This is a genomic window from Desulfosporosinus meridiei DSM 13257, from assembly GCF_000231385.2.
GTDB lineage: Bacteria > Bacillota > Desulfitobacteriia > Desulfitobacteriales > Desulfitobacteriaceae > Desulfosporosinus > Desulfosporosinus meridiei.
This window is the reverse complement of sequence record NC_018515.1, coordinates 4,286,891-4,309,227: the sequence shown is the minus strand read 5'-3', so window position 1 is coordinate 4,309,227 and position 22,337 is coordinate 4,286,891. Positions and strand designations below refer to the sequence as shown.

At 43.3% G+C, this 22,337-nt stretch carries 21 protein-coding genes; 18 read left to right on the top strand and 3 right to left on the bottom strand.

Annotated features, from left to right (window positions below; genetic code table 11):
- The first annotated feature begins 44 nt into the window (after positions 1-44).
- The 3 genes from DESMER_RS19915 (at position 45) to DESMER_RS19905 (ending at position 3,588) form a co-directional block, all read left to right on the top strand.
- The gene (locus DESMER_RS19915) at positions 45-1,733 is read left to right on the top strand and encodes an ABC transporter ATP-binding protein (protein WP_014904870.1); all 1,689 of its coding nucleotides are present in this window, start codon (positions 45-47) and stop codon (positions 1,731-1,733) included.
- Between the two features lie 637 nt (positions 1,734-2,370).
- The gene (locus tag DESMER_RS19910) at positions 2,371-2,841 is read left to right on the top strand and encodes a hypothetical protein (protein ID WP_014904869.1); all 471 of its coding nucleotides are present in this window, start codon (positions 2,371-2,373) and stop codon (positions 2,839-2,841) included.
- A gap of 87 nt (positions 2,842-2,928) precedes the next feature.
- Positions 2,929-3,588, top strand: coding sequence for an ABC transporter ATP-binding protein (locus DESMER_RS19905; protein ID WP_014904868.1), 660 nt, complete (start codon positions 2,929-2,931; stop codon positions 3,586-3,588).
- Positions 3,589-3,609: 21 nt separating this feature from the next.
- Here the strand turns inward: DESMER_RS19905 and DESMER_RS19900 are convergent, their stop codons facing one another.
- The gene (locus DESMER_RS19900; protein WP_014904867.1) at positions 3,610-5,127 is read right to left on the bottom strand and encodes a S8 family serine peptidase; all 1,518 of its coding nucleotides are present in this window, start codon (positions 5,125-5,127) and stop codon (positions 3,610-3,612) included.
- Between the two features lie 299 nt (positions 5,128-5,426).
- On the opposite strand from DESMER_RS19900, the gene DESMER_RS19895 reads away from it, so the two are divergent.
- From DESMER_RS19895 to DESMER_RS19865, 7 genes are all read left to right on the top strand, one after another.
- Positions 5,427-6,584 carry a hypothetical protein gene (locus DESMER_RS19895; RefSeq protein ID WP_014904866.1) on the top strand — a complete coding sequence of 386 codons (1,158 nt, stop codon included), beginning with the start codon at positions 5,427-5,429 and terminating at the stop codon, positions 6,582-6,584.
- 131 nt (positions 6,585-6,715) lie between these two features.
- The gene (locus tag DESMER_RS19890) at positions 6,716-7,408 is read left to right on the top strand and encodes a YveK family protein (protein ID WP_014904865.1); all 693 of its coding nucleotides are present in this window, start codon (positions 6,716-6,718) and stop codon (positions 7,406-7,408) included.
- A gap of 21 nt (positions 7,409-7,429) precedes the next feature.
- Positions 7,430-8,140, top strand: coding sequence for a CpsD/CapB family tyrosine-protein kinase (locus DESMER_RS19885; protein WP_014904864.1), 711 nt, complete (start codon positions 7,430-7,432; stop codon positions 8,138-8,140).
- 112 nt (positions 8,141-8,252) lie between these two features.
- On the top strand, positions 8,253-8,453 hold the full coding sequence (locus DESMER_RS19880; RefSeq protein WP_042334033.1) for a hypothetical protein: 201 nt from the start codon (positions 8,253-8,255) through the stop codon (positions 8,451-8,453).
- Positions 8,454-8,472: 19 nt separating this feature from the next.
- A complete protein-coding gene (locus DESMER_RS19875) occupies positions 8,473-9,414 on the top strand; it encodes a polyprenyl synthetase family protein (RefSeq protein ID WP_014904863.1) in 942 nt (313 codons plus the stop codon).
- Between the two features lies 1 nt (position 9,415).
- Positions 9,416-11,746: a sensor histidine kinase gene (locus DESMER_RS19870; RefSeq protein WP_014904862.1), complete on the top strand. Its 2,331-nt coding sequence runs from the start codon at positions 9,416-9,418 to the stop codon at positions 11,744-11,746.
- A 97-nt stretch (positions 11,747-11,843) separates the two neighbouring features.
- Positions 11,844-12,539 carry a response regulator gene (locus tag DESMER_RS19865; RefSeq protein ID WP_014904861.1) on the top strand — a complete coding sequence of 232 codons (696 nt, stop codon included), beginning with the start codon at positions 11,844-11,846 and terminating at the stop codon, positions 12,537-12,539.
- A gap of 451 nt (positions 12,540-12,990) precedes the next feature.
- On the opposite strand, the gene DESMER_RS19860 is transcribed toward DESMER_RS19865, so the two are convergent.
- A complete protein-coding gene (locus DESMER_RS19860; RefSeq protein ID WP_083856473.1) occupies positions 12,991-13,851 on the bottom strand; it encodes an IS3 family transposase in 861 nt (286 codons plus the stop codon).
- A 38-nt stretch (positions 13,852-13,889) separates the two neighbouring features.
- A complete protein-coding gene (locus DESMER_RS19855; RefSeq protein ID WP_014902934.1) occupies positions 13,890-14,177 on the bottom strand; it encodes a transposase in 288 nt (95 codons plus the stop codon).
- Between the two features lie 722 nt (positions 14,178-14,899).
- Between DESMER_RS19855 and DESMER_RS19845 the strand changes: the two genes are divergently transcribed.
- The 8 genes from DESMER_RS19845 (at position 14,900) to DESMER_RS19810 (ending at position 22,298) form a co-directional block, all read left to right on the top strand.
- The gene (locus tag DESMER_RS19845; protein WP_042334031.1) at positions 14,900-16,759 is read left to right on the top strand and encodes a polysaccharide biosynthesis protein; all 1,860 of its coding nucleotides are present in this window, start codon (positions 14,900-14,902) and stop codon (positions 16,757-16,759) included.
- Positions 16,756-17,898 (top strand): DegT/DnrJ/EryC1/StrS family aminotransferase, encoded by a 1,143-nt coding sequence (locus tag DESMER_RS19840; RefSeq protein WP_014904857.1) that lies wholly within the window; start codon positions 16,756-16,758, stop codon positions 17,896-17,898. Before DESMER_RS19845 ends, DESMER_RS19840 begins: the two co-directional genes overlap by 4 nt.
- A gap of 20 nt (positions 17,899-17,918) precedes the next feature.
- The gene (locus DESMER_RS19835) at positions 17,919-18,545 is read left to right on the top strand and encodes a sugar transferase (RefSeq protein WP_042334028.1); all 627 of its coding nucleotides are present in this window, start codon (positions 17,919-17,921) and stop codon (positions 18,543-18,545) included.
- A gap of 68 nt (positions 18,546-18,613) precedes the next feature.
- Entirely contained in the window at positions 18,614-19,177 is a 564-nt protein-coding gene (locus DESMER_RS19830; protein ID WP_014904855.1) for an acyltransferase, read from the top strand.
- Positions 19,164-19,820, top strand: a complete 657-nt coding sequence (locus DESMER_RS19825; RefSeq protein ID WP_014904854.1) for an acetyltransferase — start codon at positions 19,164-19,166, stop codon at positions 19,818-19,820. The genes DESMER_RS19830 and DESMER_RS19825 overlap by 14 nt, the downstream gene beginning before the upstream one ends.
- A gap of 50 nt (positions 19,821-19,870) precedes the next feature.
- Positions 19,871-20,119, top strand: coding sequence for an acyl carrier protein (locus DESMER_RS19820; RefSeq protein WP_014904853.1), 249 nt, complete (start codon positions 19,871-19,873; stop codon positions 20,117-20,119).
- 20 nt (positions 20,120-20,139) lie between these two features.
- Positions 20,140-20,886, top strand: a complete 747-nt coding sequence (locus DESMER_RS19815; protein ID WP_014904852.1) for an SDR family NAD(P)-dependent oxidoreductase — start codon at positions 20,140-20,142, stop codon at positions 20,884-20,886.
- A gap of 11 nt (positions 20,887-20,897) precedes the next feature.
- The gene (locus DESMER_RS19810) at positions 20,898-22,298 is read left to right on the top strand and encodes an AMP-binding protein (protein ID WP_014904851.1); all 1,401 of its coding nucleotides are present in this window, start codon (positions 20,898-20,900) and stop codon (positions 22,296-22,298) included.
- The last annotated feature ends 39 nt before the right edge of the window (positions 22,299-22,337 follow it).

Sequence of the window (22,337 nt, the reverse complement as noted above, 5' to 3'; positions counted from 1 at the left end):
GCTTCATACTGGTATTCCGGAAATAGTGGGGAGAAAATAAGAGTATGATCCTAAAAAGTGAAATACTTAAAATATGGGAATTCGCAGGATGGATCAAGCCTGAAATTAAGGCATTTTTACCAGGTATTGCGGTTATTCTACTGATAGATGTTTTAGGGGCCTTAATGAGTGTAGCCACTGCTATTGCCTCGAAAAATATGGTGGATTATGCCGTGGAAGCTAAGCTTAATATGGCGGGTATAGCGGGAGCAATTTTTGCCGGGCTTGTTATTATGAGTATGCTAATGGTGGTGTGGGAATCACTTCTTTCGGTACGTATCTCGGAGTCCTTTTCCAATGTTTTACGGCAACGCTTTTTTAACCGATTGTTAAAAACGGAATGGTTACCCCTTTCTGCGTATCATAGTGGAGATCTTTTAACACGGTTGACTAGTGACGTGAATAACATTACAAATTGTCTGGTCAATGTTATACCGGGCTTTTTTGCTCTCGGGGTTCAACTAGGAGCTTCTTTTTTAACCTTACTTTATTTTGAACCGAAGCTTGCAGTTATGGCCTTTGTATTAGGGCCTTTTACCGTAATTTTAAGTCGGCTATGGGGGAGAAAGCTTAAACACCTTCAGGTGAAGGTTCAGGAATCGGAGAGTTCTTATCGATCTTATATTCAAGAAGCAATTCAAAATTTCATTATTATTAAGAGTTTTGGTTTGGAGAAACACAATCACGATTCCTTACAAGCCCTTCATGAAAATCGCATGAAATGGATTTTTGAACGAAATCGGATAACCCTTGCTGCAAATAATGCAATGTCCTTAGGATATTGGGCAGGATATTTTTTGGCGTTTGGGTGGGGGGCAGTTAGGCTTTCTCAGCAGGCGATCAGCTTTGGTACCATGACTGCATTTCTTCAATTGGTACAGCAGGTTCAAACCCCATTTGTAGGACTGGCCAGGACTGTGCCTCAGATTATTACAATGATAGCTTCAGCAGGTCGGTTGATGGAACTGGAAACAATGCCAATGGAAAATAGTTCAGATGATGTTCCGAGACTTAAAGATGTGGGAGTGAGTTTTCATAAGGTTAGCTTCTATTATTCTGCTGGTGAACCGGTGTTGGATAATATCACAACGGAAATATTGCCGGGTCAACTAGTTGCATTAATTGGTCACTCCGGCGAGGGGAAAACGACCTTTGTCAGACTTCTCCTGGCCTTGCTTCGCCCCTCAGAAGGGACGGTGTACTTTACAGATACTTCGGGTGGATGTTATGAAGCTTCGGCAGCTACCAGAGAATGGGTAACTTATGTACCACAGGGAAACACTCTTTTTAGTGGGACTATTGAAGATAATATAAGATGTGGAAAATCTGATTCTTCATTGGCAGAGATCGAAAAAGCTGCCCGTGCGGCATGTGCTTGGAGCTTCATAGAAGAGCTGCCTGAAGGTTTACACACTGTCATCGGGGAGCATGGTCTTGGGCTTTCTGAGGGACAAGCCCAAAGGCTTGCCATTACCAGAGCTTTCCTAAAGCAAGCCCCGGTAATGATTTTAGATGAAGCTACTTCTGCTCTGGATATGGAGACAGAAATGGATGTTTTGATGGGGATAAAGAATTTGGGCTATCCCTGTACTTGCTTGGTTATTACCCATAGATTAACGGCCTTGAGCATATGTTCACGTGTACTTAGGATTCGGGATGGCAAGTTAATGGAAGAGAAACGTATGTTAGCTTAAAGTGAGCATATGTTATGCAAAAAAGACTACTTTCATTTAAGACTGTTTATAGTAAGAAACTAGAACAGTAGAGTTGCAGGAACTCAGGGAGTAATCCCTTGTCTCTGAATCAGCGCAAGGGAAGAACTGGGAGCCCTCAAGAGAAGCTTGAAGGTTCCTGGTTTTTATTGTTCGTCATATAGCAAGATCCTTAAGGAGCAATTCTCATCAGCTTCGTGGCTATGGCTATACCTGTTTGATATTGATCTAAGCCAAAAAACGCCTGACATTGGGGAGTTGAGCGGCTACTTCCTCTGAGATGGCCGCCTTAGCCTGTATATTCTTTGGCTGCAATTGAGGAAGCAAGTAAAAAGATTGAGAACGGGATTCTAGAAACCTTAAGCTATATGGATTTCCAACAATGGAATTATAGGTGACCCTGTAGAAACTGCCTGGAAATTTATTTAATTTCCCTGTAATTTATACAGATGTACAAGGATCGGAACAATCCTATAATAGGTATTGAGCATGTAGTTTTGGTTGGGGAAAATATATCCGATGATACAGAGAGTTGGGATTCCAGCTCTCTGTTTTTGAATTAGTCTTTAGAGACTGATTCGCATTAACTTATCAGATGTTTAGGGGGATAATTTACAACATGGGTAAAAAATGGCCACGACTATTCTACATAAGCATGGCTATTGGACTGGCGTGGGTTTTAGGGTTATCAGTAGAAATCTTCTTCCCCGCAACGTTGACTCCAACTCAGCCCATTAAGGTTCTTAACATTCAAGTGTTAACCGTTCCTGCTTACAACTCAAGTGACATGAGTAATGACTCAACCTTTAACCTGAGTGGTGCTCCGGATACGACTCAAGTGACCGGCTTTAGTATCACCGTCGACAAGTCATGTGACTTGAAATTGAATATGATCGATAAAACCATTCCTCTTTCAGGAGGACAGGCCACCTTAATAAACCTCGATGACTTAATTCCGGGAACCCAAGGCGGAGATGGAATTAGCTTAAGAAGCTTTAGGACGTTTTACAGCAAGAGTGTTAAAATTCAAGGGAAGTTCGAGAAAAATGGCAGTGTTCTGGGAAATCTATCGATGACCATAAAGCTTTAGACAGCTAGGGAGGTCAAGATAGAATTTCATACAATGAAATGAGAAAATAAGAACAAATGTATGTTCAGTTTGTGAGTGAGGATAAATATGCCTAATGTTATTGAATTAATCAATGTTAACAAGATCTTTGGAACCCGAGTAAAGACGCAAATTCTTTACGACATTAATTTAGAAATCAAGGAACACAGCATTAACTCGATTGTCGGGGCCTCCGGAAGCGGTAAAACGACCCTTCTAAATATTATGGGTACTCTGGATAGGCCCACCAGTGGGGAAGTCATCATCGACGGATCTGATACTAAAACTATGGAGCAGCATAAGTTGGCTAAGTTACGGAATCAGTCTATAGGGTTTATTTTTCAATTCCATTTTTTATTACAGGAGTTCAATGTTTTTGACAATGTTCTCCTGCCTAGTGCAATACAAAGAAACAACGGATCTGAGATAAAGGAAAGGGCGAATCGCTTATTAGATATGTTAGGGCTATATAAGTATCGCTGCTCCAATGTCCTTGATCTATCCGGGGGTCAACAGCAGCGTGTCGCCATTGCCAGGTCGCTGATTAATAACCCTAAGGTCATCCTGGCTGATGAGCCAACGGGAAACCTGGATTTACATAGTTCAGAAGATGTTTATGGCATTTTTAAACAAGTAAATAAAGAGTACGGTGTCGCTTTTGTCATTGTTACCCACGACAAACACCCCGCTGGCCGCGTCATTAAGATTCAAGACAGGAAACTAGTTTGAAGCAAGAGACTTAGTACATGGTCAATGAAGAGATCCTTTTTGTTGTATATGAGGAGCTTGTGAAATTGTGCGCTGGGTTAAGGCATTGTAAATATTGGCCTCGCCCGCGCCAAAGAGAGCATCGGTTCCGGGTTTGCCTAAATCGACCGCTGTCTGTTGAATCAAGGCAGTGACTTGGGCTGGGGTTAATCCTGGATTATGGGCTTTAATGACTCCTGCAATCCCTGCAACTTTCGGGGAAGCCATTGAGGTACCTTGCAATAGAGCATAGCCCCGCAGATTTGATGTGTAATAGGGCTCGAGGTAGGTCGGGTAGGTGCTAAGGGTGTGGTAGTGGAAGTCCCGTAGGTTGAGATCACCGGTTTGGGCATAGATGGATCCATTGTCACCACCCGGGGCGGCTACATCGATGGAGCGGGATCCATAATTAGAGTAGAAAGCAATTTTATCCTTAGACCATTGGTTAGAAGAGGATACGGTAATAACTCCCGGGATCTGTCCCGGGACTTGGCGTGCAGCCCCTTTAAACTGGAGTCCTAAGTACCCGTAGGCTTGGTTCATGTAATTTGTGATTTCCTTTGGGTTGTTTAAGTTAAGAGACTCATTCCCAGCTGCAACGATAACTGTGACATTATGATTGACTGCGTATTGAATGGCTCGCCTGTATAAGAGTGCATCGGCAACGTCATTATAGGCATTTTTGTCATCCAGGTAGGTATAACGAGAGATACTATCGAATCCACCCACGGACATGTTAATGACGTCTACTTTGTCTTTAGTCGCTTGGAGGATAGCCTCAATAATCCAGCTAGTTGACGTGTTCCCGCCTGCAGAGAAGATCCGATAAGCCCTGATTCCTAAATTGGGCCCAGTCCCTTTCATTTTGCCATTTGAGGCAATAAAACCGGCAACGTGGGTACCGTGTCCGAAGCGATCCCTATAGTCATTAGGATCACCGGTTTCAGTCAGGTCTCCCTCCGCATTGGCCGGTACGAAGTTCTGCCCGCCAACAATGTTAGGCTTCAGATCAGGATGGTTAAAATCAATCCCTGAGTCTATGATACCGACAACCGCCTTGTGGATTACTGTTCCGTCAAGGTTTTCCACACCGCCGGTCTCCAGTGCATAAGAATCTCCGTTATGTGTAATTCGCTGAATATCCCATTGATAGTCCCAGTAGCTAGCTATTTGATCCCCTTGGGGAATATCTGTAACAGGTTGAGCGTTAGCAGTTACTGAGTTCATTTCCATATCTAATTTTAAATCCATGGCAACATCTGCGGCTTGGATTCCCTTAACCATTTTAAGATTATCTAAAAAGTATGGGTTATCGGATTGTACCTCAAGTCCTGACACCTCAGGCAATACCCTAAGTACCTTGCCGCCGGCTTTAGAAATTATTAGATCATAGTCAGAGGGAATTTGTTGCTGGAATGCAATCGTGTAAGTGCTTTTTGTCGGAGCTGCCCCAGCTGGAGCAATGAACGTAGTTGCGATAAGGCTTATTGCGGCTACCAAGCTAAGAAGCTTCTTATACAATTTTCTATACTCCCTTTCTAAACTAAATATGATTTATTCTTCTTTGCATCTTATAACGTTGAAGGGTTAATTGAAATACTGTAAATAAAAAAAGAGTTATTTACGGCAGTTTTAAAGTTAAATATCATAAGAATATAGTTCTACCTGTAGGAACCACCGGGTTCTTTTTTTATTTACCTGTAGTTTATACGGATGTACAAAGATCGGATCAATCCTATAATAAATTTTAAACAATGTAGTTTAAGTGAATAAATGGTAAGAGGATAATCTTCAAAGTAATGAGAGGAGAAATTCACTTCATGAAAAAAACAAAAAAAGCCTTAGCTTCATTAGCTATTGCGGGTATGGTACTTACTATGATTCCATTCAATGCTGTGGCTGAGGGTACAGTCCCAACTCTCCCTAGCCCAAGCGCAGAAACTGAAACCCAAATTGGGTCCCTAATCGCCCAACGTGGTGGTTTCTCACATACGGCATCTCTTCAGGAAATCGTAACTGAAATGCTGTCCTACCGTGGCTATCTTAATCCCAGTGAAAAAGATTCCCTGAAGGAAGCTAGAACAAACTTATTGATTGCAGTGCAAGATGGGACGTTAAGCAGTGCCCTGGATGGACTTTTGACGGATCAAGTGGTTGCAAGATTCGAAGCAAAAGGGGCTACGAGAGAGGATGCAAAAGCGGCAATCGTTAAATCCCTCCTAGATCTTCAAGGGCTCAATTATTCTGATGATAAGGCTGCTATGGAAAGTGCGCTCATATCGTTTGAAACTGAGAATGGGAGAACATTCAGGACGCTTTTCGGAGATGATTTTAAAATTGAACTATTCTATAGTTTTATACTGGCTACCCAAGATGAGCTGCAAAAAGAGATCAAACAAGAAGTCAAACAAAATCCCTTCGGTTTAATGGCAATCCTAGGCTATTCCAGTACAGAAATCTCGGCTGAGCTAATCAAGGGCAAATTAGTTCAATTACTGAGAACAGCCCTACACAAGGTTACGGATCGTGAAAATAGTAAGTATTACGTTTTTAATCAAAAGCTTGCAGATATTGACTGGAATATCGAGTTACTTGTTGAAACCCAAGAACAGGTAGGGGCGGTTATTGACCCTACGAATGCCGCTCAAAAGGCAATGGCTATGTCTGTTATCCGTTCTCAGATCGAATGCAAAATCAATGGAACTATCACTGATCCCTGGACGCCGCTTACTTTGAAGAAACGTGCTAATAAACCCAAACTTGCTCTTTCTCTTAAAGGGATAGATACCGGTTCCTTAAATGTTGGAAGTCTGCTGTTTTGGAAATCTGATAATTCAGCAATTGTAACGGTTGCTGAGGACGGCTCTTCTATCAAAGCCGGTACTACAAAAGGTACAACATTCATTACTGCCTATAGGAGGAATGACTTACAAGTAGAAGCGAACGAATTAATTAGGATCGCAGTGACTGTTAATTAATTTGATTGCCTCAACGCATGTACTGCATACGCTGGTTGCGGGAGACATATCGGATTATACAGAGAGTTGGGGATTCCAGCTCTCTGCTTTTTTTGTACTAGGCAGAAAGTATAACTTTTGGGAGGGTCGACATGGAAGAAAAAGTAGATTTAAGGCAGTATTGGGATTTGTTGCGAAAACGATGGATCATCGTGGTGGCTCTGCCACTCATCGCGGCACTCACCAGTGGGGTTATTAGTTTTTATGTCATAAAACCGGTTTATCGAGCTTCAACCACCTTGATCGTGGGAAAGAAAGCTGCGGAGTCTGGGCAAGAGGCAGTCAAGATGCTCGATAATAATGTACTTCTAGCGAACCAACAACTTGCCAAAACCTATGCTCTGATCGCGCAGAGTCGCACCGTCGAACAAAAAGTGATCGATGAACTGGACTTAGAGCTTACGGTTGAAGGACTCGACCGTCTGATCTCCATAAATCCAGTGAAGACGACAGAAATCTTGGAAATCCAGGCGAGCAATACAAACTCTGAGCTGGCAGCCTCGATAGCCAACACAATGGCGCAAGAGTTTTCTAAGGCTGTCATTGAAATTAAAAAAGTAGATAGTGTAAGCATTGTGGATACTGCAGTGATCCCGGATAAGCCCATTAAGCCCAATAAATTGCTGAACATACTGATTGCCTTTGTTGCGGGTCTTATGGCGTCTCTTGGCTTGGTCTTCCTGCTGGAATATCTGGATAACACGGTTAAGACCTCAAGTGATATTGAGAAGCTTTTAGGGATTCCAGTGCTGGGAATCATTCCAGATTATAAAATAGGAAAATAAGGGCAAGAGGAGACGGTTTTATTGGTCTATTCGTTAATCACCTTTGAGCAAACAAAATCTCCAATCTCGGAGGCCTATCGGGCGCTTAGAACAAATGTTCAGTTTACGAGTGTGGATTCAAACACTCAAATAATAGCGGTAACAAGCTCAGGTCCCGGGGAGGGAAAATCTCATACCGTCGCTAATCTTGCGGTAAGTATCGCTCAATCCGGAAAATCTGTGCTGATTATTGACGCTGATTTACGTAATCCCACTCAACATAAACTATTTGGGGTAGATAATAGAGTGGGGTTATCGGTTTACCTGGTTGAGGATCAGGACTATCGAAAACCTGTCTGGGATACAGCTGTGCCAAGTGTTCGGCTTCTTCCAGCTGGTCCCATTCCTCCAAATCCTGCCGAGCTTGTGGGGTCCAACCGGATGAAAGGTTTAATCGAGGAAGTCAGTGGGGAATTTGACATGGTTCTCATCGATACTCCTCCCGTTATTGCCGTTACAGATGCACTGATTCTCGCCCAGGAGGTTGATGGTGTCATCCTGGTCTTAGCCTCGGGGGAAGTGGACAAGGGTTATGCGCAAAAAGCCAAGGGACTGCTGGATCAGTTGGAGATTAAGATCCTCGGGGCGGTTCTCAATAAAGTGGAGATGGATACCAATGAGTATTACTATTACAACTATTATAACTCTTTAGAGGATAGGAAGAAGAAGGGGAACAAGATGTCTGATCTGTAGATAATGAGTGGAGTAGAAGGAAACAAATATGTAGATTTTCGTAATATTTCCCGAAATAGGAGGAATTTAGGAAAGGATGTCAAACTTATTTAAAGAGAAAGGGGTAATTTAATTGAACTTTGACAACATTGCTGAATTAGTTCACGAATTAGCTAAAAACCCAAATCGCAGCTCAGTAGAAATACCAAAGTTAAAATCTAACCGCGAAATGACTAACTGCGAATTGAACGCCATAGCAAAAGTGTTCTCGCAAGAAAAATTGTCGGGTAATTCTTCAGCGGCTATCATGAAACCGACTCTCTATTGGGTATAAAAGGGGACAAAGTTATACCATGAATATGGACGGAAATATTGCGAAGGAAATAGAACTGCTTTTGAGCAGATCAGGGCTTAGCAAGGGTGTCGTAAGCATAATTGATTGTTGGCTTGATGCCGGTTTTAGAATCAAGGGCAGGTATGGGTGGGCCCAATTAACGCTTATAACTTGCGACAGCACTGGGGGGGCCTTAGAAGAAGGTTTGCAGGGAGCCGTTGCTATGGAACTCTACGCCTTGGCAGCTGATATTTTGGACGATATTCAAGACCAAGATAATAACAGTCTGCCCTGGCGTAAAGTTCCTCCTGCCCAAGCGGTTAATTTCGCTGCTTGTATCCTGGTTCTTAGCTACCAAGCCCTTTCGACTTTATCTAATTCCAGGTATTTCGAGGAAGCAAGCAAGGTTCTTAACCAGATGGGGTTACAAGCCTGTGACGGACAAATTCAGGAGTTTTTGAATGACAGTAAAGAGAAAATTACTCTTGAAGAATATTTTGAGATTATTCATAAAAAATCTGGCGGCTTAACTGCCGGCGCTTGTAAAATTGGGGCGATCTTAGGAGGAGCTGATCAAGCACTTGTCGATCAGTTAGAACAATTCGGAATGTGTTTAGGAATCATGAGTCAAATCAAAAATGATCTCGATGACTTTCTAAATCCGGAAACTAAAAGTGATTTCATTAAAGGCAGGAAAACTCTCCCCTTTGTTTATCTTCTTAATGTTCTTAATGAGATAGAAGCTGAAGAGTTAAAGTACCTTAGTACTTTGGCAAGCAAAGGTTTAGCTAAATTCGGGACCAATGAAAAAAGACAGTTAAGAGAATTGGTTATCAATGAGGGGGCTGGTCATTATTGTTCAGTAATTCACGAGATGTATAAGCAGCGTGCGCTGGAGATTTTAAACCGTATCCCAATTTCGGAAAAAAGAAAAGAGAAGTTGATTCAGCTTGTTGGATAAAATGTTTAGGCGGCTAGCACTTCGAACTGCTAATGTCGCCTTTATTATAGTTTGTCTTGTCTATGTTGTTATTCTGTTCAATCAACCCTATGTAGGCCTAAGCCTTAAAAGTATTGACGGTAACTGGACCGTAAAGTTTAGTGATCCCCATGGCGAGGGTTATCGATTGGGAATTCGTGCAGGGGATATGGTTATAAAAGTTAACAACGACGAACCGGGAAAGTATCCTTCTACTAAAAAGTGGGGGGAGGCAGAAGGAGCTTCAACCCTTACGGTAAAAAGTCCTGAAATGCCCATGAGTGTTGTCCAAATAGAGAACCCGCCTTTTACCTATACATTGTTAAGTGAACTCCCGATGGCGGCTTTAGGAGTTATCTTTTGGCTGATAGGCCTGGTTACAGTATTAAAGCGTCCTTTCCTTATAAAAGCTCATGCTCTGTTCTGGTTAAATTGGCTGGCCGGATTGGTCATAATCTTAGCCCCAGTCTCCAGTCGTGGATTAGTCTTGGCGAGAGAATTAGAGGCCATTGGTTTCTCCCTCGTACCGGTCCTATTAGTGAAGTTTGTTTCTGTCTTTACTAACAAGGTTAATCGATTAAACCAACTTATCATTTGGGTCTTAGGCCTTATTTCAGCCCTTGTTGTTACGATCCTTGTTTTAAATGGCTTAGGGGTTGTTATTGAGGTTGTTGAAATTAGAAAGCTCCCCCTCGTTAATGGGCTGATCGGTACGGTTACAGTTTTAGGGAATTTAGTTTGGCTTATTAAATTACCCGCTGATAAGCCGGAGAAGAATCAGGGAGCCATTGTGCTTGCGGGTCTGGCCATGGGGTTGCTGCCCTTTGTAATCCTTACAGCGGTTCCTATCCTTATTGATGCCCCGCTTATCGCTAATCCGAAGGTTAGTGCTCTTTTTATTGTAATTGTTCCAATTACCCTTAGTTATGTTGTCCTAAATAAGAGTTTGCCGGATGGCCGTATGTTTCTCGAGTCCCTCATTATATCTCTGGTTTCCGGTATTTTGACATGTGTGCTTTTTACTTATTTTTTATTTCTAATAGGAGTGATTAAGGATTTAAACCTTGAGACTTTTCTATTATGGTTGTCGTTAACCGGGATGGCCCTGGTCATCTTTAACCTTTTTAAAGCTTTCGTGGATTATGCCGCTGATAAGTGCGTCTTTACTCAGGGAAGTTGTGGGATTGAAACTAAAATTGTTGAATTACACGGGAATCCATCCTCGATGAATGAAGCTTTAATCGTCGAAGAGTTAGTGAGTCAGCTGGGGTTGGAAGGTGCCTTTGTTATAGCAGAGGATCAGAAAGGGTGGTACACAAAAAGTGCGGCAGGACGATATCTGGGCAATACAACAGAACAATCCATCATGGAAGATTATTATCGAATAGCTAAAAACACGGGGCATTCCATCGAGTGTTTTTCTGGCAATTTTCCTGCGGAATTGTACATACCCTTTGTTTCCGAAGAGTTTACCTGCGGAATGTTCCTGGGCCATCGTCGTTCTTATATCAAATTTAAAGCAAATGAAGTACTGTTACTCACTACTGCGTGTTATCAATTAGGTCAACGCCTCCAAGTGATCCATCTCATGAAGCAATTGTCCAGGGAAATAAATGTCATGGAGAAAAAGTCTCGGGAAACACAACGAAGAAGCCAGGGATTGGAAGTCATTAATCGCTTATTATTTAGTAACCTTGAGGAAGAAAAGAAAGTTCTGGCGCGGGAAATACATGACGGATCATTACAGATAGGCTTAGATCTAAACCGCAGGATGAAAGAATTAATTACTAATTTCTCCAGTGAAAGTAATAGTTTTCAAGCGATCTCAGTAATGCAGGATATGATAGAGGATTTGAATTATGAACTTCGTTCAATTTGCAGTAATTTGCGCCCATCTTCTTTGCGGGATTTGGGTCTTATTCCTGCTGTCGAGGTCATGTTTGAGCAAATAATGCAAAAAGAGCTTTTGGTTATAGTCCTGGAAGTCATGGGAATGAGTAGAGAGGCTCGGTTTAAAGAGGATATTGAACTGGTAGCCTTTCGATTTTTGCAAGAGGGAATTAATAACGTTATCAAGCACTCTGGTTCATCCAGAGTTAATGTCACCATTTCCTTGGTCAATCAGAAAATCGAAATGATTATGAAGGATTCCGGTAAAGGGTTTGACCCCCAGGAGATAGCCGATTGGTCATTAACGGGCCATCATTTCGGAATCATTGGCATGAAAGAACGGATAGAAAGCTTGGGTGGGGAGTTTTCTATCACTTCAAAGATCGGTCAGGGAGTGATGCTTAAGGCGTCTATTCTGATTTAGAGTGTGATAGAGCTGACAATTTCACAGAGTCAGGGTTTCACAGGTTATAGTCTAATTACGATAGTGTACTTACTTAAAATTACTGAGGGAGGAAGTTATGGCTTCTAGTTTGGAGGAATCTTTAAGAGTTGTAGTAGTAGATGACCATACACTCTTTGCGGAAGGTACTGTATCATTGCTTTCGTCTGAGTCCTATATCTCTGTCGTGGGAACGGCTAAGAATGGCAGTGAATGTTTAAAACTAGTGCAGACAAAACATCCGGACGTGGTATTACTGGATATTAATCTGCCGGATTTCAGCGGAACTGATTTGATCGAAAAAATTAAAGGGATAGCTCCCAATGTTAAGATTATTATGCTTACGGGACAAAGCCCGGAGGGGTATGTTAATGCTTCCTTAAATAAAGGCGCTAATGGCTTTCTGCTTAAAGACTGTACAAAAAGTGAAATGACAGCGGCAATCTTGCAGGTCTCAAGCAGTAGTGGTCAGTACTATTTTTCTCAAAACATGGCCCCCTATCTTAGATCTGTAATTGTCGGCGAAGAGATGAGAACGAATACCATGGAGTCAAAAAAAATATCCGGTACATTTCTGACTCCCAAGGAACAAGAAATCATCGAATTAATTGCCCAGGGCTTGCGCAATAAAGAGATCGCAGCTGCCTTGGAGATTAAAAACCGCACTGTGGATTTCCATGTCAGCAATATCTTGTCAAAGTTAGGCGCTAAATCCCGCTTAGAGGCGGTATTGATTTATACCAAGGATCAGGGGATGGGGGATAGGATTAGCTAAAGAATGATTAGCAATCCAGTTATAGACTCTTAATAGTGAGAAAAAACGCTTTTGAACGTCTTTTTAAGCCCGTTCAAAGCGTTTTTTTTTGTACTAGCCTGAAGACACCTCCTGGGAGACAGGGGACGGTTCTTCTGTCTAGCTTTGGGGCGGAGCGCTTGTCTGCACGCGTCTGCGAGTTGCGCCGCTGGCTCGCTGGACGGTTCGCGAGCGCGTCCGAACCTCTGGGTATTGGAATTGTCAAATTTAGTTTAGTCCCTAAACTCGTAATTCTGGCATAAGATTGCCCTTGTTGATATCCGGTAGTTGGTGTGAAGTCAAGGGTAAGGTGGAGATTTTCCAGAAATCTTTTCTCTGGAAAATACAACCTGACCTTGACGAACTTCACCATAAAATAATTGAGATGGGTCTTGCGACAATTTTGAGGAGCAAGACCTTGACTGCCCATTTTTTAAGATGCTTTTATTAACTGCTCTTTGTAATAGTTTAAACGCTTGATCAGAGGAGGATAGCCGTCATTAGTCGTGTAAATTCTTTTACGATTATAGTAGACTTCTATAAACCTAAAGATCATGCTTTTAACAACATTCATGCTCATGGTTTCTGTTTTGTACTTATAGATTTTCTCTTTCTTTAGTGTAGCAAAAAACGATTCCATTCTAGCATTATCAAAACATTTCCCGGTATTGCTCATACTTTGGACTGCCTCATACCGGGCCAAAGTTTCTCGGTAAAGTTTACTGGTATATTGACTTCCTCTGTCGCTATGAAAGATCATTCCAGTAGCTGGATATTTTTTGACGGCAGATAAGAAGGCATCGACGCAAAGCTCAGCTCTCATGTTATCAGCCATTTTAAACCCGACAATGCTTCCGTCAAAACAGTCTAGTATTGCAGCAAGATAGAGCTTTCCGTCAGAAGTTGGGATTTCTGTGATGTCCCCCAGCCACTTCTGATTAGGTAACGAGGCACTAAAATCTTGTTGAATCAAGTTTTCACTGGCTTGTGCTGATGGATCTGCCTTGGTAATCCCTTTGGCATAGAACTTCTTCTTGAGTCTAAGCTTATGCTCTTTGCAAAGTTTCAGGATCAGATAATAGCTTTGGGTGTAATTGTGAAAAAGCTTCAACTCCAAATAAATTCGATAGGGTCCATAGTCCGGATTTTCTGCACGAATCTCAAGGATTTTAGCCAAAAGGTCATTATATTTATAGGGGCGATTTTGGAGGCGTAGCCATTTGTAATAACCGGCCTCACTAACTTTTAGTACCTTACAAAATTCTTTGATACTATGCTTAGTTGGTTCTTTAATCTTTTGTACCCGTATAAATCTGAATAGTTCTCGTGCAGCTATCTCTTTTGGCTCTCGGCGAAAAAACCTAATGCTTTTTTCAAAATATCGTTAGCTGATTCCAGTTCTTTGATCTTCTTTTCCAATGCAGCTATATCTGCAGTTTTAGGGTCGATACGCGGGTGACCACTACCTACAAAGGCTTGATCGCCATGTTTATTTAATTTGTCGCGCCATGTACGTAATGTCGTTGAAGGTATGCCTAATTGTCTGGAGGCTTTGGTGGGTCCTAATTCATAGGACAATTTGATAGCTTCTTCTTTAAAGTCATCGTCATAATCTCGCATCTGGAATATCCATCCTTTCACAACCATTCTTTCCAGATTTACGAGTTTTCTGACTCAACTAAAATGATACTGCTCCATATTTCTGCATGTGAACCTGCGGCGCGCTACGGGGACGCGAACCGTCGGCGCTCGCCTTAGCGCGGCTCCACTGACGCATCCGCTTAGCAGACAAGCGCTCCTTCAGCCAGTTTGTTGGGAGTGTAAGCGGCATGAAAGGCTACTCTGAAAAACCCCAGTCAGACCCGAGAGTCAGGGCAGCTTCGTCCACAGGAGTGAACCCATTGCATGGAGAGGCGGTGAAGCCTGCAAGCCGGCGCGGGGCAGCGGAGCCACGGGTTCACATCAGGTATTACCTGGAGGTTTGGCGGAGCTCCCGCGCTGGCGAGTAGGCGAGCCTCGGAATGCTGGTGAGCGGATGTGGCGAAGCTGCCCGACCCCGAAGGCACCCTGTAGTAAATACTGGAAATTTATTTGTTTTTCCCGTAGTTTCTACGGATGTACAAATATTGGAAGCGACTTATAATAAATTCAAACCAAAGGGTTGGCTCATAACTGTACTAAAACAGACGAAGGCATTTGAGAATCGATTGAGTCCTTAATATTCTAAGAGAACTATCTAGCCGTCTTTCTCGATGATATCAACAAAACGTTGAACGAAGCAGAAAAATTTGAGTAAGGAGGCGATGATTCCGTATTGTACTACTGTAAAGGAAGGTTTATTCATGAAATTTAACCGGAAATCCTTAGCGTTAATGTTAATTGATGGAGTACTGGTTAACTTAGCGGCATTTGGAAGTTTCTACCTGCGTTTTGAAGGAGATATTCCTCAGGAATATTTCTTGACATATTATCACACAGCTTGGGCCGGAACCCTCATTTACTTAGTCATCTTCTCATTATTTGGCCTCTATAAACGGCTTTGGCAGTATGCCAGTATCAATGAACTTCTTTCAATCGTTTATGCCGTAACGGTTGGAACGAGTAGTGTAATACTCGTCATTTATTTTTTAGCCCCGATGCGTTATCCCAACACGGTAGCCGTGTTATTATGGCTGACCACCACGTTTTTAATCGGAGGCTCTCGTTTCCTGGGACGGATATTACAAGATAGTGTTTTCAATCTGCATTTGTCCGGAATACCGAAGCGAGTGCTGATTATTGGGGCAGGAGATGCCGGGGCCTTAGCGGTTCGTGAACTGAAAAACAGCAATTATCGTGAAGGTTACCCCATCGGGATCATCGATGATGCTCCGGAAAAGCAAAAGCTTAAATTGATGGGAATTCCCGTCTTGGGAACCAGGAAGGATATCACACGAGTTGTCAAATCCCATGAAATTGAAGAGGTCATTATTGCCATGCCTTCAGCGCCGGGGGATGTGATTCGGGATATGACGGAGATTTGCGAAAAGAGTGGGATTGTCATTAGGATCATTCCCGGCATTTACAACTATTTCAGCGGATTGGTGGACAGCTTAAAAATCCGCGAAGTGCAGATCGAAGATTTATTGGGAAGGGAGCAGGTGAATCTTGATATTGAGGAAGTAGCGGGTTATTTAGAGGGAGAAACCGTCTTAATTACAGGAGCCGGTGGGTCCATCGGCTCGGAACTCTGCCGGCAAATATGTCGATTTAACCCGCAGAAGCTTATCCTGGTGGGACGGGGCGAGAACAGCATTTTTGATGTCGAGCAAGAACTGCGTTCGGAATGTCCCGAGATTAACCTGGTTACAGAAATCCTGGACGTGAAGGATCGAGAAAAGGTGGAATTGGTTTTTCGCAGGTTCAAACCGGGAGTTGTTTTTCATGCCGCTGCTCATAAGCATGTTCCGCTCATGGAGCGAAATCCTGAAGAAGCCTTGAAGAACAATATCCTAGGAACTTATAACGTGGCAGAGATCTCGGATGCTGCCCATGTTAAAATTTTTGTCCTTATTTCTACAGATAAGGCCATCAATCCGACGAGTATTATGGGGGCCACCAAACGTGTAGCCGAGATGATCATTCAAAGTTTCGACGAACAATCCCAGACTCGTTTTGTCGCCGTCCGCTTTGGCAATGTCCTGGGGAGCCGGGGAAGTGTCATTCCCACGTTCAAGAAGCAGATTGCCAAGGGTGGTCCCGTGACAGTGACTCATCCTGAGATGGTTCGCTACTTTATGACGATTCCGGAAGCGGCCCAGCTGGTGATTCAGGCCGGTGCCATGGCTCGGGGCGGGGAGGTTTTCATTCTGGATATGGGAAAGCCGGTCAAAATTGTTGATTTGGCAAGAGACTTAATCCGGTTGTCAGGGTTCGATGTGGATGTGGACGTTAAGATTGAATATACAGGCATACGTCCCGGGGAAAAGTTATTTGAGGAGCTGCTCACGGCGGAAGAGGGGACTACGAGTACGAAACATCAGAGAATTTTTGTCGCAAAGCCCAATGGAATTAATGTTGCAGGGATTGAGGGGTTGGTTCAGTTGATTAGGGAAAGGGGTTCGTACTTGACCAGGGAAGAGATCATCCAAGAGTTGGCTGAGGTTGTGCCGGGGTTCCAACAACTTCCGGGGAAGCAAGAGATAGGGAGGGTTTTTAGATGATTCCGTTAGCAAGACCAGATATCACAGAGAAAGAAAAACAAGCCGTACTGGCGGTCTTAGACTCCAATCAGTTAAGTTTAGGGCCCAAATTAAATGAGTTTGAGGAAAAAATGGCAGCTTACGCCGGAACCCAGTATGCAATAGCCTGTAATAGCGGAACCAGTGGTTTACATATGATTATAGCTGCTCTGGGAATAAAGGATGGTGATGAAGTAATTACTACCTCCTTTAGTTTTATTTCCTCCAGTAATTGTATGTTATTTGAACGGGCTAAACCTGTGTTTGTAGATATTGATGAGAAGACCTATAACTTGGATACAGCACAAATTGAAGAGAAGATTACCGCAAGAACCAAAGCCATCTTACCGGTTCATGTTTTTGGGCAGCCTGCCAACATGAATGACATCCGACGTATTGCCCTAAAACATGGCTTAGCTATTATTGAAGACTCCTGCGAGGCGATTGGGGCAGAGTGGAATGGCAAGAAAGCCGGGACGATGTCTAATGCCGGGGTCTTTGCCTTTTATCCGAATAAGCAAATGACAACGGGTGAGGGCGGAGTGGTTGTTACGAACAATGAAAACCTGGCTGAGTTATGTTACAGTCTTCGCAATCAAGGACGGGGCATTGATACTCAGTGGCTCGATCATGTTCGGCTCGGTTACAACTATCGGATAAGTGATATCTGTTGCGCTCTTGGTATTGCCCAATTAGAACGTATTGATGAGATTCTGGCTAAACGTCAGCGAGCCGCAGATTTGTATATGGAAAAATTAAAGAATGTTAAAGGGGTTATTCTTCCGGCCATTGACGAGAGAGCGAAAATGAGTTGGTTTGTTTTTGTCATTAGGTTTGAACCCTGGATTGATCGAAATCTTGTCATGCAAAATCTCTTAGATCGGGGGATCGGCTGCAGGCCATACTTCACTGCGATACACCTTCAGCCTTTCTACCGAGAGATGTTTGGCTATAAGGAAGGGGATTTGCCGGTTACAGAGCATGTTGCCAGGGGTACTTTGGCAATTCCGTTTTTTAACAATATCACTGAGGAGCAAATCGATAGGGTTGTGGCTGAGGTTCGGAGAGCTATTGGCAATGCCTCTATCTCTGATTCTGAAGCACGGCTGAAGATGATGTGAACTGGGAGTGTAGAGTGACCATGCCGTCTTACGTTAAGGTCAAGAGAGTGTTGGATTTATTGTTTTCAATTCTTTTGTTGATTATTGCAGCCCCGATTATGCTTTGTGCAGCCATTGCCATTAAGTTAGGATCTCGGGGTCCCCTACTCTTTAAACAAGAGCGGCCAGGTAAAGATGGTGTAGTATTTACGATTTACAAGTTTCGTACCATGCGCCTGGAGAGGGAGAAAGATGGTCGTCCCTTAGCCGATATGGAACGTCTGACTCCTGTCGGTGGGATTTTGCGAAAGCTTAGTGTGGATGAGCTGCCCCAGCTTTTTAATATCTTAAAAGGGGATATGAGTTTCATTGGTCCCCGTCCACTGATGGTGCAGTATTTAGAGCGTTACACGCCTGAACAGATGCGGCGGCATGAAGTGACACCGGGAATATCCGGCTGGGCACAGATTCATGGCCGTAATCAGGTTGGCTGGGAGACACGTTTTAAATATGATGTCTGGTATGTTGAGCATATTTCCTTTTGCTTGGATTTAAGGATTTTCCTTAAGACTTTGGCGATTGTTCTGCTCAGGAGCGGGGTTAATCAGTCTGGGAATCAGACCATGGAAGAGTTTGGTGGGGCTGAGAATAGAACATTTAGGGCCTGAGATATTTGTAAGATGAACCTCTGCCATATAAGGATTAAGGATAGGCGTTAATAATGAGGGAGAATAGGATGCACATTAAGCGTTATTGGCTGATGGTGAGAATGGCATTGATCAGCAATGGATTTCGGCGGGCGGAATTTGCCAAAAAGAAAAGAATTTACAACGCCATGGGCGAGAATGTTATGATTCAGTCCAGAAAAATTCCCCTCTATGGTCGATTAATTCGTTTCCATAACAATATTATGGTTGCCTCGAATGTGACTTTTCTCACCCATGATGTAACTCATAACATACTGAATAAAGCATTTCCTGATCATAAGTTTACAGAAAAAATCGGTTGTATTGAGATCATGGACGATGTCTTTATCGGTGCTAATTCTACCATTTTATATAATGTCCGGATTGGTCCTCAGGCAATTGTAGCGGCAGGGAGTGTTGTTACCAAAGATGTTCCGGAAAATACTATTGTTGGGGGGAACCCGGCCAGGGTTATAGGAATTTTTGACGATTACGTGAAAAAGAGATTATTAGACCTAAATGCCTATTCGGAGGATTTAAAACCCAAAAAGCAAAGAATCAATCAAAAACTGGTTGTCCTGGAATGGGAGAAGTTCGAAAATGCTAGAGAATAAACGGGGTTATGATGTGAAAGATCTGATTATTGTTGGTGCCGGAGGGCACGGGCGGGAAGTTCTGGAGTGGGTGAAGGACATCAATGAAAATAAGCCTACCTGGAATGTGTTGGGTTTTATTGATGACAATTTAGATAAATTGACTGATAAAAAAAGCAGCTATCAAATCATCGGCAAAATAGCAGACTGGAAGGTTGAGGAAAATCAATGCTTTGCTTTGGGCATTGCTTCACCGGTGCTTAAAGAAAAGGTAACCCAGCTGCTTATGGAGCGGGGTGCGGAATTTGTATCCGTTATTCATCCCACCGCCAGAATTGCCGAAAGCGCAGGCTATGGTATTGGCTTGGTGGCCTACCCCAATTCGGGGATAGGACCCGACGCCTATGTAGGGGATTTTGTCACATTGTTGTCTTCGAAGATTGGCCATGATGCTTGGGTTGGGGATTACACCACCATATCTTCCCACTGTGGTGTTAATGGAGAGGTCAAATTGGGCAAGAGGGTTTTTCTGGGCAGTCATGCAGCAATTGTGCCCAGTAAACGAATTGGCGATGACGTTTATGTTGGTCTGGGCAGTGTTGTGATCAATGATGTAGAGAACAATACCAAGGTTTTTGGGAATCCTGCCAGAAGTACACGGTAAAATTCAAGTTTTTAAGGAGTTTTACGGAGTTTATTAAGGAGATGCGAGCTATGAATAACCGGCAAAAATACAACAAGATTTTCACCACCTTATTCAATATCAATGACAGTCAGTTAAACAAAGACTTTACCTTTAATAATGTAGAGAATTGGGATTCAATTGCTCACCTGTCCTTGATAACAGAGCTTGAAGATACTTTTAATGTTCTGTTTGAAATTGAAGATATACTTTCATTTGGTTCCTATGAGAACGGTATGAGGATACTGGAAAAGTATAAGATTTCCTTTAATGATTTTTAGAATGATTTCAGGAGGTAAGAATGACAGGCTTATTAAGAGATAAGGTATGTATTGTCACCGGTGCGGGAAGAGGTATCGGTCGTGCAATCGCTGAAAGCTTGGCCGCTGAAGGTGCTTTTGTGTATGCCAATGACGCCAGAGAAGGTTCGCTAGATTCCTGGCTTACGGAAAGCAGTATGCGTCAGGGAATTACCCCCCTTTATTTTGACATAACTGATCCGGCTGCGGTTCGGAATGCTTTTAGTCAGATAAGAAAGGAAAAACAACGGCTCGATGTCCTTGTGAACAATGCAGGGGTTGAATATAACGAGCTGATCGGGATGATATCCCCGGAAAATATGGAACGAATGTTTTCCATTAATGTCTTTGCCACCATTGAAATGCTGCAAATGGCAAGCAGGCTGATGTCCAGACAAGAAAGGGGCGGCAGCATTATCAACATCTCGTCAATGGTCGGTATCAGAGGCAACCCGGGTCAACTGGTCTATTCGGCAACAAAGGGTGCGGTGATAGCTTTGACAAAATCTGCCGCCAAAGAGCTTGCCTCGAAAAATATCCGGGTGAATTCCGTTGCGCCGGGTCTCACCAAAACAGAGATGATGCAGGGTGCAGATATTGAAAAGTTAAAAGGCAGAATTGCCAACATCAGCATGGGGCGCCTGGCGGAACCTTCAGATATAGCACGAGCCTGCGTTTTTTTTGCTTCAGATTTGTCCGGGTATGTTTCAGGACAAGTTCTTGCCGTCGATGGCTGCACAATAATGTGAGGTGAAATGATATGTATTTAGGTATTGATAGACAAAGCCGGGAATTAATTGCCGCCATTGATGATACGGGCAGGTCATTAAGCTATGGCGAATTGTGTGACTTTACCATAGCCTTCGGAGCCATGCTGCCACGGCGGTCCATCGTTTTTTGTCTGTGTAAGAATACCATTGGCGGGCTGGCTGGCTACATAGGCTGTTTGGCTAATCAGGTTGTTCCTCTTTTGCTGGGTGCAGCTATAGACTTCAAGTTACTGGCCCATTTGCTGGGGGAATACACACCGGCTTACCTATGGATGCCCGAGAGCCTTGTATCTAAATTTAACTTATCCATCCTATATAAAAGTTATGGATTTGTTCTTGTTCCTATGAAACATGACATATATCCCATTAATGACGACTTAGCCATGCTGCTCACAACCTCCGGCTCAACCGGCAGCCCGAAATTGGTGCGTCATAAAACCAGTAATCTTGAAGCAAACGCCAAAAATGTTGCCGCTTTTTTCGGCTGGACAAAGGACGATCGTGCCATTGTGGATTTGCCCATGCAGTATACCATGGGGCTTAATGTCATTAACAGTCATCTCTACGTAGGTGCATCCGTGCTGCTGACGGAGCATAATCTTATGAGTCCTGATTTCTGGCGTAATATTAAGGATCAGCGTGCCACTAATTTTACAGGAGTTCCTTTCAGTTATGAGGTTTTATTTAAGCTACGTTTCACGCGCATGGATTTGCCATACTTAACCACCTTCGCCGAAGGAGGAGGAAAGCTGACGGCTGCCATGTTTGCCGAGATAGCGGACTATGCCAGCCGTACCGGGAAAAGATTTTTCGCTACTTATGGCACAACCGAGACATCAGCCCGTCTGGCCTTTTTACCTGCGGAGCTGGCTAAAGCTAAGATCGGAAGCATTGGCCGAGGGATACCCGGGGGTGAGTTGTTTTTGCTGGATGAAAAGGGTCAGGAAATAAAGGAAAAGGAAGCCGAGGGCGAGTTGGGCTATAGAGGGCAGAATGTGACCATGGGGTATGCTTTTGACCGGGAAGATTTGCTGTTGGGTGATGAATGGCTGGGAGAATTTCATACGGGGGACATTGCCCGAAGAGATAGGGACGGATGCTATTACATCATCGGCAGGAAAAGCAGGTTTTTGAAGCTTTATGGGCTGCGGGTCAGTCTGGACCGGTGTGAAAGGTTAATTAAGGATGAGTTCCAGATCGATTGTGTCTGTACAGGCACAGATCGACGCATGGATATCTATATCACAGAGGAGCAATACAAAGATGAAGTACAAAGATTTATCAGTAAAAAAACCGGGATAATCAGGTCTGCTTTTGCTGTGGATGTTTTGGATAGAATACCCCGCAATGAGACCGGTAAGGTTCAGTATAAGGCTATTTATCGAGCTTGACGGAAAAATTAAAAAGTTTAGATACTCGATAAAGTGGAG

What these genes read in the sequence shown, in the direction of transcription:
- DESMER_RS19915 (WP_014904870.1), top strand. Translation starts at nt 45, where the DNA reads ATGATCCTAAAAAGTGAAATACTTAAAATATGGGAATTCGCAGGATGG.
- DESMER_RS19910 (WP_014904869.1), top strand. Translation starts at nt 2,371, where the DNA reads ATGGGTAAAAAATGGCCACGACTATTCTACATAAGCATGGCTATTGGA.
- DESMER_RS19905 (WP_014904868.1), top strand. Translation starts at nt 2,929, where the DNA reads ATGCCTAATGTTATTGAATTAATCAATGTTAACAAGATCTTTGGAACC.
- DESMER_RS19895 (WP_014904866.1), top strand. Translation starts at nt 5,427, where the DNA reads ATGAAAAAAACAAAAAAAGCCTTAGCTTCATTAGCTATTGCGGGTATG.
- DESMER_RS19890 (WP_014904865.1), top strand. Translation starts at nt 6,716, where the DNA reads ATGGAAGAAAAAGTAGATTTAAGGCAGTATTGGGATTTGTTGCGAAAA.
- DESMER_RS19875 (WP_014904863.1), top strand. Translation starts at nt 8,473, where the DNA reads ATGAATATGGACGGAAATATTGCGAAGGAAATAGAACTGCTTTTGAGC.
- DESMER_RS19870 (WP_014904862.1), top strand. Translation starts at nt 9,416, where the DNA reads ATGTTTAGGCGGCTAGCACTTCGAACTGCTAATGTCGCCTTTATTATA.
- DESMER_RS19865 (WP_014904861.1), top strand. Translation starts at nt 11,844, where the DNA reads ATGGCTTCTAGTTTGGAGGAATCTTTAAGAGTTGTAGTAGTAGATGAC.
- DESMER_RS19855 (WP_014902934.1), bottom strand. Translation starts at nt 14,177, where the DNA reads ATGCGAGATTATGACGATGACTTTAAAGAAGAAGCTATCAAATTGTCC.
- DESMER_RS19845 (WP_042334031.1), top strand. Translation starts at nt 14,900, where the DNA reads ATGAAATTTAACCGGAAATCCTTAGCGTTAATGTTAATTGATGGAGTA.
- DESMER_RS19840 (WP_014904857.1), top strand. Translation starts at nt 16,756, where the DNA reads ATGATTCCGTTAGCAAGACCAGATATCACAGAGAAAGAAAAACAAGCC.
- DESMER_RS19835 (WP_042334028.1), top strand. Translation starts at nt 17,919, where the DNA reads ATGCCGTCTTACGTTAAGGTCAAGAGAGTGTTGGATTTATTGTTTTCA.
- DESMER_RS19830 (WP_014904855.1), top strand. Translation starts at nt 18,614, where the DNA reads ATGCACATTAAGCGTTATTGGCTGATGGTGAGAATGGCATTGATCAGC.
- DESMER_RS19825 (WP_014904854.1), top strand. Translation starts at nt 19,164, where the DNA reads ATGCTAGAGAATAAACGGGGTTATGATGTGAAAGATCTGATTATTGTT.
- DESMER_RS19820 (WP_014904853.1), top strand. Translation starts at nt 19,871, where the DNA reads ATGAATAACCGGCAAAAATACAACAAGATTTTCACCACCTTATTCAAT.
- DESMER_RS19815 (WP_014904852.1), top strand. Translation starts at nt 20,140, where the DNA reads ATGACAGGCTTATTAAGAGATAAGGTATGTATTGTCACCGGTGCGGGA.
- DESMER_RS19810 (WP_014904851.1), top strand. Translation starts at nt 20,898, where the DNA reads ATGTATTTAGGTATTGATAGACAAAGCCGGGAATTAATTGCCGCCATT.